This is a genomic window from Arthrobacter sp. 2YAF22_2, assembly GCF_052114645.1.
Taxonomy (GTDB): domain Bacteria; phylum Actinomycetota; class Actinomycetes; order Actinomycetales; family Micrococcaceae; genus Arthrobacter.
This window is the reverse complement of the sequence record NZ_JBFRFD010000028.1, coordinates 1-13,610: the sequence shown is the minus strand read 5'-3', so window position 1 is coordinate 13,610 and position 13,610 is coordinate 1. Positions and strand designations below refer to the sequence as shown.

Below are 13,610 nucleotides of genomic sequence, written 5' to 3'. Positions count from 1 at the left end.
CCCCGGCGTCAAGGGCCGCCGGCGCTATGAATTCATGCTGCTGGCCGGCGAGGACGCCAAAGACGTGACCAGACCGGAATCCATCGTCGCCATGGTCGCCCCCTTCCGGACCATTGCGAAGCAGGACATCCGCCGCGCCGCGGTCTACGTCGCGCACCAGCGCGTGGCCCTGAATTACCGTGTGGGCCATGTGCTGCTCGCCGGCGATGCCGCCCATATGATGCCGCCGTTTGCCGGCCAGGCCCTGAACGCCGGCATCCGCGACGTYGCCAACCTGGCCTGGAAGGTCGCCGCCCACGTCAGGGGCACCGGCACCGACGCCCTCGTGGGGACCTATCAGGCCGAGCGCCGCCCGCACGCCGTGGACATGGTCCGCCTGTCCCACCGGATCGGGATGGTGGTCATGAACGTCAATCCGAGGCTGACGGCGATCCGGGACGCCGCCATCACGGCGTCGGGCATCGTCCCAGCGGCCAAGAGCTGGCTGGCGGGCATGAAGTTCCTCAAGCAGCCCCACTTCACGGACGGGTGCGTCACTGCTCCGGCAGCCGATCTCCCGAAGCCGGCCGCCGCGCTCCTCGGCCGCTCCCTCTCGCAGCCTGACGTCCGGCTCTCCACCGGCGATACGGCCGCCCTGGACACGCTGCTCGGCTCCGGCTGGGCGCTGCTGCGCTTCCCGGCCGGCACCCGCAACGGGAACTTCGAGGTACAGTCCCTCGCCACTGACGGGCACGACGGCGGCGGTCCCGTGACGGTCACCGACACCACCGGCGCCTTCACGGAGCTCGCCGGCACCGGAGTGAGCCTCGTGGTCCGGCCGGACCGTTACGTCGCCGCCGCCACGACGGCGACCGGGGAACCTGCGGCCCTCCGCGCGCTGGATGCCTACGTGCCGGACCTCGTGGTCGAGGCGTCTGCGGCGGAACGCACCCGCTAAGCCGCCTCAGCTGGGAACGACAGCGGGCCGCACCTTCGGGTGCGGCCCGCTTCTTCGTCGCTGGTGGACACGTCCAGGCTCAGGACATGCCCCACGCAGGGGCCGGCGCGCGCACATATTCCGGTTATGCCCGGTCGCGGGTTCGAAGACTGGGCATGTCCCCCGGCGCCAGGCGACACCAGCGCAACCCAAACCCCGTGCAACCCAATCCCACGGACGACCCCAAGCCCCGGGTCGGGCCCAGCCCCCAGAGCCCAAACCACAGCGGGCCGCACCTTTCGGTACGGCCCGCTGTGGTTTGGGGGCCTATATCTTCCGGCCGAGCTTCCGACGCGCCTGGCTTAGACCTCGCCGCCGTGGCGTTCGATGACGTCGCTGGCCAGCTTCTTGCCGAAGGCGGTGTGCAGACCCAAGGCCTTGACGGCGCGTGCTTCGTCACGGTCCCTCAGCGCCGCGGTCAGTTCGGCGATGTGGCTGTGGTCCATCTGGCGGGCCCACTCGTCCCCGCCGAGAGCCTCCCGCCATACGGTACCGATGCCCAGGCGCCTGAAGGCATCTGTGAGCTGCGCGGAGCCGGCAACGTTGACCAGGCGGTCGTGGTACTTCACGTTCAGCTTCAGGAATTCGTCCAGGCCGTCCTTACCGCTTTCGCGCAGCTTTCCGAGCTCCGCGGTCAAGCGGCTTAGCTCCGCGATGTCCTCGTCCGTGAACTTGCCGAAATGGCTTGCGAGCACGCCAAGCTCGATTGTGGCGCGGCCGTCGTAGACGCTGTCGATAAGTTCGTGCGTGATGGGCGTGGGCAGGAATTCCCCCTTGTCCCCGCGGGTCACCAGCGATTCCGCCGTCAGCTGGACCAGGGCGTTGTGGACGTTCTGCGGATCGGATTTGGTTTCTGCCGCGATCACGGCCGGGTCCAGCTCATGCCGCAGCGGGGTCCGGCGCCGCAGCACCCAGTCGCGCACGGAGTTATAGGCCGCAAGCTCCTTCACCCGTTCCAGCCGCCCGAAGGTGCCGCGGAAGTAGGCGAGCGGCTCGCCGCTGCCGGCGCTCGCCGCGGTGGCCAGGCCCAGGAAGACGGTGTGGGTGCCGCCGGTGGGTGTCTCTTCAACCCTGCAGACGATCGTGGCAAGGGCGCCGTCCAGCAGCGGGACACCTTCCTCCGAGAAGGTCACCGCGACGCCGTCGAACTTGTCCGCTCCCTTGCGGCCGAACTTCATGGCGAGCTCGCTCTGCTCCTCGGCCAGGATGTTGATCCCGAAAACGCCGGCTTTGAGCACGGCATCGTGGGTGGAACTGGAACGGTTGAGGCAGGCGAGCATCATCGGCGGCTCCATCGACAGCGAGGACACCGCCGACGCCGTCGTGCCGAACAGTTCGCCGTCGACGACGGTGGTGATGACCGTGACGCCGCTGGCGAAGTGCCCGACGACGTGGCGGAAGGCAGCGGGATCGACGGTGACCTCGGCTGCGGGAATGACCTGGTTTGAATTCACTTCGTCCTCCTGGGAGTTGTTGCGTGGTGTGGGGTGCCTGGTTAGACAGCCGGGGTGAAGAGCCGGATCAGCGGCGCCAGGTTCTCCAGCTCGTCGAGCCGCTGGATAAGCCCGACGGCTTCTTCGGCGTTAGGCCGCGTCATGCGGCCGCCGAATGCGACGTTGGCGTAGTACTTCTCGAGGATCTCCGCCTCGCTCATCGGGTTGGTGTAGATATCGCCTTTGGGGACATCCGTGCGGGTCTGCAGGACTGATCCGTTCCGAAGCTTCAGCTGGACCTCGGCGGTGAGGTATTCCGCGGGGGCCAGCGAATCGACCAGCGTGATCTTCGCCAGCAGGCGCTGAAGGCGCGGATCCTGCATGTGCCCGAGCGTGAGGTGCTCGGGCCGGACGGTCCTATACATGAGCGCCGTCGCCGCGGTGAAACGGATACTGAAGGCGCCGGATACCTCGGGGCATTCCCCGATCACAAATGGCTGGCCGACAAAGCCTGCCAGGGTGCGAGGGGTGACATGGATGACGATCTCCTGGATCTCGTCCTCATCGAGCACGTGCTCCGTCGCGAGCCGGACGCAGGCATCCAACGATGGATGGCTGGCCCGGCAGGAGGACCACGGCTTGATGACACAGTCGGCGTAGAAGGCCTCGCCCAGCCGCCGGGTGAGCTTTTCCGGCTCTGGCGAGGCACAGAACATGTCGAAGAATCCGTGGCCTCCGCCGATGGCATCCGCCGGTCCGGTGAATCCGAGCTGCGCCAGTTCAGCTGACACGATGGCGTTCCGGGCGGCGAAGGCCATCGGGAGTTTGAAGGCCAACGTCTGGTCGTAGATGTTGGCCACGGTGCCGGACAGCTGGTTCTCCACGATGCCGAGGGCGTGCCGCAACTGGACTTCGTCCAGGCCCATCAGTTTCGCGGCGACGGCCGTGCCGCCGAGTCCGTTGATGGTCCCGGTGTTGTCCTGGCCGCTGTACACGTCGAAGCCGGATGAGGCGCCGAGGCGGGAAGTCAGGTCATCGCCAAGGATCAGTGCGGTCAGCAGCTCTTTGCCCGAGGACTGCTGCTGCTCCGCCACCGCCAGGGCCACGGAGACCGTGGTCCCGCTGATATGCGCTGCCGTCTGCGTGTGGTCCTCGTACTCGGCGCCGATGGCCTCGAAGTCGTAGGACCGCATCATGGCCGCGTTGACCATGGCCGCAGTGTGCGCCGGAACCCTGGCCCCGTCGATCAACACCGTGGACTCGGCGGCACCTCCCCAGCGGGAGGCGAGGGCCAGCAGCGCATCGTTGCCCTGGGCGCGGTGCCCGGCGGCGATGTTGCCCAGCGAATCGATGATGCGGATTTTGGCCCGGGCCACGGTAGTGGCGTCAAATGCTTCATACCCGGTTCCGGTGATGTGCCGGCTCACCGTTTCGGTGAGGGCCTCCACTCTCGTGCCGTCTGTGGTCTGCGCGGTCATGGCCGGGCTCCTAGCCTCTGGCCCCGACGGTCTGCTTGTCCTGGCTCGGCGCCGAGGACACACCAGCCTGTCCCGGCGCCCCAGATTTCAGCGCGGCGGCGTCGATTTCATCGAAGAGCGCGCGGTAGGCGCCGGTCTCCCCTGCGGCCTGGGCCTTGCGGTGGTCCAGGGCCCGGGCGCGGCCGATGCTGCCGAGGTAGAAGCGCTCGTACAGCTCGATCCGGCTGCCGAGGGCCGAGCCGGCGAAGTCCCATGCGGTCCGCATGATGCGGGAACGCTCCTGGGCGGAGATGCCGTTCGCACCGGGCAGGTACTTCTCCAGCAGCGGGCCCAGGCGCGGATCGTTGAACGCGCCTGCCGTCGGGGTGGCGAGCAGGTTGTGCGAGCCCATGGACTTGATGATGTCGTTGATCCGGATCATCCAGGTCGGCAGGATGGCGCGCAGCGAGCTGATGTCGTCATGGCAGAAGAAGGCTCCGCCGCCCCAGTCCGAGGCCCGCACCTCGGCGGAGTGGATCACGGAGCGGGCCAGCCGCAGGTAGGTGTAGATTTCGCCCAGCATGGAGCCGACATCGGGCTTGTTCTCGGTGGCGGTCACCTTGGCGATCTGGGTGCACAGGTCGTACGCGAATTCGAGCTTCACGGCGGCGCGGATGGCGGTCTGCTGCTGGGTGTTCCCGGAGGCCGTGCCGGCGTTGATGGAGTTGTAGACGTCCAGGTTGCCGTCGATGAACACGCGGTGCCACGGAACCAGCACGTCGTCGAAGATGATGACGGCATCCTGCTCGTCAAAGCGCGAAGAGAAGGGCCTGTCCTCCACGGCCGCGTCCACGCCGTAGTGGTCACGGCAGACGGCGACGACGCCGGTGGTCGCCACCGGGATCGCGAAGGAGATTGCGTACTCCTCGAAGCCCTTCTGGATGGGGACTGCCGGGTAGACGTAGAGTTCGTCGGCGATCGGGCCGAGCGTGGCGAGCATCTTGGCGCCGCGGACAATCAGGCCTTCCTCGGTCCGGTCGATGACGCGCAGGGTGAGTTCCTCGTTCATGCCCTGCAGCTCGCCGACGCTCTTATCGATCGCGGCGTGCACGATCGTGTGGGTCAGAGCGAGGTCGTTCTCGATCACTTCCCGGTGATAGGCCGCCAGACGCTCGTGGTAGACGGGTTCGGACCGGTCAAAGATGTCCTTCCGGGAGACGTGGCCGGCCAAGACGACGTTGACGTAGTCCGGGGTGCGGCCCAGCATCCCGTTGGAGTAGCGGGCCAGCCGGTCGAAGGCGCGGTGCCGGCGGGCGATATCCTCGGCGTTCTTCGGCAGCGACAGGCTCACATTCATGGCCTCGCCGCTCTCCGGATCGCTCATCAGGCAGTCCTGCGCGTACTTGTGCTGATAGTCGAAGTAGCCGGCCATGCCGTCCAGCGAGCCCTTGAAGGCGGGGTGGTCGAGAACGGAGATGCGTTCCGAGCCCAGCCAGACTTCGCGGCCGTCATCGAGGCCCCGCTTGTACTCTGCTCCGGTGCGTGCAGTCACTGTGAACTCCTTCTTGGGCTGGCACCACTTCTGGCACCCGTGGAAAGCTCCACAACATTTGTGAGCTAAAAATGTATTCTTGGATAGATTTTATATAAAAAGCCGAGGCTTGGCAATGCCCCGCCCGCCGGCATCCGTCAGAACGACGTGATGACGCTGCGGGCGATCGCCCCGGACTCCTGCAGGCGGTAGGCATCATTGATCCCCTCGAGCGGAATTTCCTGGGCGATCAGGTCATCGAGGTTCAAGCGGCCCTGTAGGTAGAGCTCGGCATACATCGGAATGTCCCTGCGGATGTTGCTCGAGCCCATGTAGACGCCTTGGATGCGCCGCTGGGAGGCAATGAGCGAGCGGAGGACGTCGACCTCAAGTGGACCGCCGTTGGGGATGCCAATGAAGTAGGCCCCACCGCCCACGCGCGTCATCTCGACGGCCTGGGCCTGGGTCACCCCAAGTCCGATGGCCTCGAAGGCGTGATGCACGCCCCGCCCGCTGATCCCGCGCACCCTGGCCACGGCGTCCTCAGTGCCGGAGTCCACCACGTGGGTCGCTCCGAAGCGGGCTGCCAGTTCCAGCTTGGCCGGATGCACATCAACGCCGATGATGGTCGTGGCACCGGCGATCCGGGCACCCGAGAGGATATTGAGGCCGATGCCGCCCAGGCCGATGACAGCCACCGTGTCACCCGGCTGGACCTTCGCGGTGTTGAGTGCGGCCCCGACACCGGTGATCGCCGCACAGCTGAGCACGGCGGCCTGCGGGAAGGGAATCTCTTTAGGGATCCGCACCAGGGTGTTGGCATGGCAGATGGTGTATTCGGCGAAGGCCGCAACCCCGAATGCATGCACCTCCTGGCCACCGCCGCGGAGTTTCGAGCCAGCGGAGACCGGCCGGGACACCTCACCGGGGTTGAGGCAGCGGTAGCTGTGGCCAGCGAGGCATTCCTCGCAATGGCCGCAGAACTTCACTTCGGAGCCAACAACATGGTCCCCCACGGCGAGGTCCCGGACATCGGGGCCGACGGCGGCGACGACGCCGGCCATTTCGTGCCCCACGACCATGGGAAGCGGACGTCCGCGATCGATCGAGGCGACGAGCAGGTCCGAATGGCACAGGCCTGCGGCTTTGACCTCGACCAGGACCTCATGGCCCACCGGAGCCCCGATACTGACGTCTTCGATGTCAAAGCGGCCGTTGATTTCGTTGATGACTGCGGCTTTCATCGTGGACTCCCTTGTCTCTGTCGGCGCCCCTGCCGGCACCCCACTTGGCGCCCTAGGCAAACTTGCCGATGTAATCGATTATTAACTGATTTTGCACTTCAGTTCATAGTATATTTATTTTGTGGCCTGAGTCACGTCCATGCCGGCTGATTCCGGCTCGTTCATCGAAGGGACCAAACAAAAATGAAGGCAGCGGTAATCGACGGAGTGGGCCAGCCGTTCCAGGTCCAGGACATTGACATTGCAAATCCGATCGGCCGCGAAGTCCTCATCGATGTCCGTGCCAGCGGCTTGTGCCACAGTGATATGCATGTGGCCGAGACCAACGTGGGCTTCCCCATGCCCGCCCTGCTCGGCCACGAGATCGCCGGAGTGGTTGCCGAAGTAGGCCCGGACGTTACGGAGTTCCGCGTGGGCGATCACGTGGTGTCATCGCCCATCCACAGCTGCGGCCACTGCCGGGGATGCCTGACGGGCCGGCCCTACCAGTGCCGCCATCCGCAGGAAACACAAAGGGCCCCGGGCCAGGCGCCGCGGCTGAGCCGCAACGGCGAGGTACTGACGCAGTTCATCGGCGTCGGCGGGTTTGCCGAGCAGGTGATCGTCCACGAGAACACTGTTGTCTCCGTCAGCAGGGACATCCCCTTCGACCGTGCAGCGCTCCTGGGCTGCGGTGTGGTGACGGGTGCCGGGGCAGCCATCAACTCGGCCCGCATCCGCCCCGGCGACACTGTTGCCGTCATCGGTTGCGGCGGGGTGGGCCTCAACGTCATCCAGGGCGCCGCCCTGGCCGGTGCGCGGAGGATCATCGCCATCGATCTCCAGCCGGCCAAGCTTGAACTCGCCAAGGTGTTCGGCGCCACGGACATCATCAATGCCGGCGCCGGGGATTCCGTGCAGGCGGTCAAGGACCTCACCGGCGGCGGCGTCACCTGCGCCTTCGAGGTAATCGGCCTGAAGCAGACGGCGATGGACGCCGTTGCCATGCTGGACATTGGCGGAACGGCGTTCCTCATCGGTGTCCAGAAACCGGAAACGCGCCTGGAAGTGACGCCGTTCGGCGACCTGATGGGCAAGCAGAAGGGCATCCGCGGCGTGGCCATGGGCTCCACCAACCTGAAGATCGACATCCCGATGTACGCGGAGCTCTACCTGCAGGGCCGTTTCAAGCTGGATGAATTGGTTTCCAATCGCATCTCGCTGGAACAGATCAATGAAGGCTACGAGCTGCTGCGCGGCGGGTCGGTGGCCCGTTCGGTGATCACCAGCTTCTGAGATCCGCCTTCATCCGCTTAGCGCCCGTGGAGCCGCCCTTTCGGACGGCTCCACGGGCGGTTTTCGGTTGAATAGTGTCTCCCGCCTGCGGGCGGACCTAGCGTCGCGGATGCAGTTCAGGCTCGACGACGGCGGTGCCGTTTCCGGTTTCGCTCACCGTATTCAGTGCCGGATTCTTCGGATCGAAGCGCGGGGCGGGCCGGCCTTCCGGCGTCCGCGCCACGCCGTCGGCAACGAAGCCGAGCAGCAGCGGCCGGAGCCGGTCCGCCACGTCATCAAACACCTCGCCGGGGAACCCCTCGAGCATCGGCGCGTCTTGCCAGTCCTGGCCGTTCCCGAACAGGAAGGGCAGCTCGAAGCAATGCGGGCTTCCGGCGCCTTCCAGCCTGCTTTGGACGGAGAATCTCAGCAGCGTCGCGGGGATTCCCGCCGCGGCCGCCCGGTCCGCGAGCTCGGTGGCAGCCAGCCGGAACTGATGCAGGCTCATGGCTTCCACCAGCTTGGCGTGATCCGTCGCCGCGGGATGCCGGGCATTGATGAAGGACGCTGCCTCGGCGGGAGCTTCGAAGTGCGCGCCGAGGTAACCGGCCAGCTGTTCCGGGCCTACAGCCCGAACGGGCAGCGCCTGCAGGAACGCGGCGGCTTCATCATCGGTGCTGCTTAGCAGCAGCGCGTCCACATGCATTGCAGCCGCCGCCCGTTCGAAGTTCATGGCCCATGCCGGCACCAGTTCCCCATCAGCGGCCGGCATGAGACCCAGGCCCCGTCCGGCGTAAGCCTTGGATACCTCGGCCTGGGCAGCCAGGAGCGCCCCGACCGGGGCCGTGGCTTGAGGAGCACCGCCGAGGGCGGCGGCAAACAGGTCGAAGCGCTCGGTAAACTCCGCGGCATTTAGCGGCGGCTGCCACGGCAGGCTGAACAGGGCGGTTCGGCAGAACAGGCCTCGCGCCTGCTCGGCCAGGCTCAGGACGTAGGCGTACCAGGCTCCAGCAGAGTGCCCGGCCAGGGTGACCGCCCCCGGATTGCCGCCGAACGCGGCAATGTTCCGGTGGATCCAGGTCAGGGCCTGCAGGATGTCCCGGGCGCCAAGGTTGGCGGCCCCGCCGACGCCGTCGATCAGACCGAGCGCACCCAACCGGTAGTTGACGGTGACGACGACGGCCCCGCCCTCCCGGGCGAGCCGGGCGCCGTCATACCAGCGCACGTTTCCGGCGCCGCTGATAAAGGCTCCCCCGGGCAGGAAGACCAGCACCGGGAGATCTTTTGCGCCAACGGGTGCCCAGATGTCCAGCAGGAAGGAGTCCTCGCTCTGCGGCATCCGCGCCAGGGCGGGGCCGAGCAGCCAGTCCAGGGATCCGGGCGCTTGCGGGAACACGGTCGCGGCGGCCTGGGGGCGTTCCGGTGACGGGTCGCCCAACATGGAGAAGCGGTCTGAGGGATCCAGCCGCTCGCCGTAACGGACGCCGCGGACGCTGATCACGCCGTCGTGCGTTTCCGCCTTGTACAGCGCCTCCCCGGCACGGATGCGCGCCATCGGCGCGGTAGCGGCGGCGCTCATGCCAGCTGGTCGTAGTCGTCGAGGTTCACGGTGCGGGTGATCTTCCAGAAGTCCAACACCGGGTGGGGCCAGATCTGGGACACCCGGCCGAACTTGTTCTTGTACCAGGTGTGCACGCTGGGGTGGCCCCAGGCCTTGGTGGCGTTGGCCGCGTCGAGGCCGGCAACGAACTCGTCGAGGACCTCCTGTTTCAGGTCCAGACCCTTGAGGTCGTTTTCGATGATGAGCCGGATCGCCTCCATGATGTACTCCACGCCGTATTCGATCATCGAGTACAGGCTCCCGTTGACCACGTGGCCGGTATTGGGACCGGTGATGATGAAGAGGTTCGGGAAGTTCGGGACCGTCAGTCCGGCGAAGGCCTTGGCGTCGCCGCCCCAGTATTCGTGCAGGTCCGTGCCGTGGAGGCCGGTAATCTTCAGGGGTTCGAGGAACTCCGAGGCCTGGAAACCGGTGGCGTAGACGATGATGTCCACCTGGTGGAGCACACCATCCTTCGTGACAATACCCTCGGGGGTCATGCGCTCAATGCCCTCGGTGACCAGCGTGGATTGGGGCTTCTTCAGCGAATCAGCCCAGACTCCGTTGTCGCGGAGCATGCGCTTGCCGCCCACGATGTAATCCGGGGTGACCTTGGCGAGCAGGTCCGGGCGGTCCTGGTACTGCTTGGCCAGGATGTCGGTCAGGCCCTGGCGCCACTGCGCGTTGACGGCGGACACGCTGCCGGGCTCGTCCCAGCCAGGTTCCGCCACGGTGGTGTGTTGGCGGCCCTCGACGCCGAGCCAGTGCTGCCAGAACCGTAGCCACTGTCCGTAGTGCGGGAGCTTGCGGACCAGCCACTGGACGGAGTCCGGCATGTCCGCGTAGTAGCCCTGGGTGGGCAACATCCAGGGTGAGCTGCGCTGGAAGACGGTCAAGGAGGAGACCTGGTCAACGATTGCGGGGACGATCTGGTAAGCACTGGCACCGGTGCCGATGACGGCCACCCGCTTGCCGGTCACGTCGACGCTGTTGTCCCACTCGGCGGAGTGCATCTGGATGCCGGCAAAGTCCATGCGTCCCGGAACATCGGGATACTTGGGACGGTCCAGCTGACCGACGGCGGAGAGCACGGCGTTGAACCGGCGGGTGGCCGGCTGGCCGGTGGCGTCGATGATGTCGACGTTCCAGAGGCCCGCGGCCTCGTCATAGCTGGCAGATGTGACTTCGGTGTTGAACTCGATCTCACCGAGGATGCCGCCGCGTTCGGCCACCTGCCGGGTGTATTCGAAAATCTCAGATCCCTGCGAGAACTGCTGGGGCCAGTCGTCGCGCTGGGCGAAGGAGAAGCTGTAGGCGTAGTTCGGCGTGTCCAGCCGGACGCCCGGATAGGTGTTCTTCCACCAGGTGCCGCCGACAGTATGACCCTTCTCGAATACCGTGTAGGGAACCCCGGCCTGCTTGAGCCGGTACGCGGCGGCCATCCCGGAGACCCCGGAACCGATGACGGCCACGCTGAATTCCCGGCCCACGGCAATGTCATTGAAGTCCCACGCGGGCTTGCCGCTCTTGCCCTCGACCAGGGCCATGTCGTGCATCAGCATGGGGTGGTAGTCGGGGTTGGCCGCATTGGTGATCCAGGTCAGGATGTCGTCAGCCTGCGCCTCGGTCAGGGGGCCGACGCTGGTCAGGTGCTCATCGCGAACCCGCTTCAGCGCCTCGAAAGCCAGTCCCCGCGCCGTCGCCTGCTGCTCCTGGCTCATGCCGCCATGCGGCTGGCCGACGATTTCCGCCGGCGGCTGCGGTGGACGCAGATCTTCGCGCAGCAGGGAGAAGTCTTTCGTTACCGCAGCCAGCGCCACCATCAGCGCCGGGAGGTCTGAGGTGTCCACAATCTTCTGCAAAAACTCGTCGTCTTCCGCGATGGGCTCATACCTGTCCCGCCAGTAGAGGTCGTCGATGACGTGCTCCTCGCGGGTCTGGAGGGCTTCGGTGGTGGAGTTGGTCACGGCGGTTCTCCTTGGTAATGACGGGGTCTGTTGTGATTCAGGTCTCTCCGTATGCTCATCCAATTCTAGGAGTGAAATTGCATAAGTCAATAAAGAAAACATAATTTGCTGTGAGGTACAATAATGCACATGTCGAAAAGTATCGAGTCTGAGACCCTCAGCACGCAGATCCGTGACTCGCTGCGGGATGACATCCTGGCTGGCCGCTGGGGCGCCGGTGACAAGCTGCAGCTGGTGGCACTCACCAAGCACTACAAGACCAGCAGCACCGTAATCCGTGAGGCGCTGACGCGGCTGGTTGGAGACCGCCTGGTGATACTCAAACCCAACCGCGGGTTCTTCGTTCCTACGCTCTCCTTGGACGAGATCAAGGACATCACGGAACTGCGCTGCGTCTCGGAAGAGTTCGGGATCGGGTTGGCCGTCAAGCGCGGGGACCTCGCTTGGGAATCGGAGCTCATCGCGGCCCACCATACGCTGGAGCGCACTCCCTACCGCGAGGAGAGCGCAAACGGCGAGCTGACGGAAGCGTGGGACCGCGCGCACCAGGCGTTCCACGCCAAACTGCTCGAAGCCTGTGGCGTGCCGGTGCTGATCGACCTCGCCTCCACCCTGTCCGACCTGGCACAGCTGTACGGCCGCTGGGCCGGCCGCGCCACCCGATTCGTGGACCGCGACATCGCACAGGAGCACCGCGACATTATGGCCGCCGCGTTGGACCGGAATGCGGGTCTCGCCTCCCGGCTCATCCGGAACCACTACGAGATCACGCTGAAAGCCATCCTGGAATCCGGAGTCGAGAAGGAAGCAGCCGAGCCCGGACTCGAGAAGGCCAAAGCCTAGGCGCAAAGCTTAGGCGCCCGGAGCCGCAGCCGGCATCGGAGGACGAAAAACGGCGAGCGCCAGGGCCAGTTGGCTGTAGTACCCGCACAGCCAGACGAGCTCGGCGAGCTGTCGCTCTCCAAGAATGTCGACGGCGTCGTGGTACTGCGCGTCGCCTAGCGACTGGTCCTCCAGTAGGGCCAGCATGACCCCCAGGGCAGCCCGCTGCGCCGGCTGCAATCCCTGCGGGATCCGCAGTTCGCCCAGTGCCGCGAGCTGCCCGTCGTCGAGTCCGGCCGCGCGGGYCGCCCCGGCATGCGCGTACCACTCGAATTCGCAACTGTGGCGGGTGGCGACCAACAGGATGGCCGCTTCGCGCACCAGGTCCTCGAGGCTGCTGGCGAACCGCAGCGCGGCTCCCACGGCCTGGATCGCATCGCCTATCTCCGGGGCGATGGTCATGAGCCCGAAGGGCCCGAGGAGTGCACCGGAGCGGTCAACGATTGGGATCTGGCCCGCCTGGGACTGGCGTGGTCCCCCGACGATGCGGTTGTACAGGGCGAGCTGGCCGTCGTCGAGCTCACCGGGCGGTCGCAGCGGGACCCGCGCGTTGCCGGGCCTAGACATGGGCCACCTCCGCCACGGGCGTGCCGTAGATATGGAACTCCGGCGGTATCACCGCTCCCCACCCCGGCTTGGCGGCCCACTCTGCAGCAGTCCAAACATACGGCTGCGCGTCCGGGGCAAAGACGAGGTAGCCGCCATTTGCCACTTCAATGCGGTTCCCGCCAGGTTCGCGGGTGTAGAGGTAGAAGCCCTGGATCGCGGTATGCCGGGAGGGTCCCGCCTCGATGTAGATGCCGGCGTCGGCCATGATGTCCGCCGCCCGGAGCACCTCTTCGCGAGTGTCCACGGCATAGGCAAGATGATGCAGCCGGCCGCTGCCGGTTGTCTTTTCCTGGGTGTAGATCAGCTCGTGACCTTGGATGGAGCTGCTCATCCAAGCACCGACCTCTGACTGGCCGGTGGAGTCCTGGATGATCTCGTAGGTGCGTAGCCCGAACCCGGCCTCCCAAAATTCCCGGCAGCCGCGTACGTCCTGTGCGAGGAGATTGATGTGGTCAAGGCGGTGGACGTTCGCTCCCCGCCCGGCGTAGGCCTGCACGTTCACGGGGATAACCGCGCGTTTCCCGTCGGGCGCCGCGTAGCGCTCCGTCTCGTAATACAGGCGGAAGGTGTGGCCGTCCGGGTCCTCGAACTCGTAGGCGCGGCCTTTACCAAGTTCGGCGGGGACCCACCTTCCGGCGTGTCCATTGTCCTCGAGCC

At 66.1% G+C, this 13,610-nt stretch carries 11 protein-coding genes; 3 read left to right on the top strand and 8 right to left on the bottom strand.

What is annotated here, in order from left to right:
* Positions 1–937, top strand: a 937-nt coding sequence (locus AB4Y86_RS02545; RefSeq protein ID WP_441399862.1) for an FAD-dependent monooxygenase, incomplete at its 5' end; no start/stop codon positions are given.
* A 341-nt stretch (positions 938–1,278) separates the two neighbouring features.
* Here the strand turns inward: AB4Y86_RS02545 and AB4Y86_RS02540 are convergent.
* The 4 genes from AB4Y86_RS02540 to AB4Y86_RS02525 form a co-directional block, all read right to left on the bottom strand.
* Positions 1,279–2,430, bottom strand: a complete 1,152-nt coding sequence (locus tag AB4Y86_RS02540; RefSeq protein ID WP_441399861.1) for a flavin reductase — start codon at positions 2,428–2,430, stop codon at positions 1,279–1,281.
* 41 nt (positions 2,431–2,471) lie between these two features.
* A complete protein-coding gene (locus AB4Y86_RS02535) occupies positions 2,472–3,887 on the bottom strand; it encodes an MmgE/PrpD family protein (protein ID WP_441399860.1) in 1,416 nt (471 codons plus the stop codon).
* Positions 3,888–3,897: 10 nt separating this feature from the next.
* Positions 3,898–5,418, bottom strand: a complete 1,521-nt coding sequence (locus AB4Y86_RS02530) for a 4-hydroxyphenylacetate 3-hydroxylase N-terminal domain-containing protein (protein ID WP_441399859.1) — start codon at positions 5,416–5,418, stop codon at positions 3,898–3,900.
* 137 nt (positions 5,419–5,555) lie between these two features.
* Positions 5,556–6,641, bottom strand: coding sequence for a zinc-binding dehydrogenase (locus AB4Y86_RS02525; protein ID WP_441399858.1), 1,086 nt, complete (start codon positions 6,639–6,641; stop codon positions 5,556–5,558).
* 183 nt (positions 6,642–6,824) lie between these two features.
* Between AB4Y86_RS02525 and AB4Y86_RS02520 the strand changes: the two genes are divergently transcribed.
* Positions 6,825–7,916 carry a Zn-dependent alcohol dehydrogenase gene (locus AB4Y86_RS02520; protein ID WP_441399857.1) on the top strand — a complete coding sequence of 364 codons (1,092 nt, stop codon included), beginning with the start codon at positions 6,825–6,827 and terminating at the stop codon, positions 7,914–7,916.
* Positions 7,917–8,013: 97 nt separating this feature from the next.
* On the opposite strand, the gene AB4Y86_RS02515 is transcribed toward AB4Y86_RS02520, so the two are convergent.
* Entirely contained in the window at positions 8,014–9,474 is a 1,461-nt protein-coding gene (locus AB4Y86_RS02515) for a carboxylesterase family protein (protein WP_441399856.1), read from the bottom strand.
* On the bottom strand, positions 9,471–11,462 hold the full coding sequence (locus AB4Y86_RS02510) for a flavin-containing monooxygenase (protein ID WP_441399855.1): 1,992 nt from the start codon (positions 11,460–11,462) through the stop codon (positions 9,471–9,473). The genes AB4Y86_RS02515 and AB4Y86_RS02510 overlap by 4 nt, the downstream gene beginning before the upstream one ends.
* Positions 11,463–11,591: 129 nt before the next feature.
* On the opposite strand from AB4Y86_RS02510, the gene AB4Y86_RS02505 reads away from it, so the two are divergent.
* Complete coding sequence (locus tag AB4Y86_RS02505; protein ID WP_441399854.1) at positions 11,592–12,305, top strand: GntR family transcriptional regulator; 714 nt, start codon at positions 11,592–11,594, stop codon at positions 12,303–12,305.
* 9 nt (positions 12,306–12,314) lie between these two features.
* Here the strand turns inward: AB4Y86_RS02505 and AB4Y86_RS02500 are convergent, their stop codons facing one another.
* Both AB4Y86_RS02500 and AB4Y86_RS02495 read right to left on the bottom strand, forming a co-directional pair.
* Positions 12,315–12,911, bottom strand: coding sequence for a carboxymuconolactone decarboxylase family protein (locus AB4Y86_RS02500; protein WP_441399853.1), 597 nt, complete (start codon positions 12,909–12,911; stop codon positions 12,315–12,317).
* On the bottom strand, positions 12,904–13,610 hold a 707-nt coding region (locus AB4Y86_RS02495; RefSeq protein WP_441399852.1), incomplete at its 5' end, for a VOC family protein. The genes AB4Y86_RS02500 and AB4Y86_RS02495, both read right to left, overlap by 8 nt.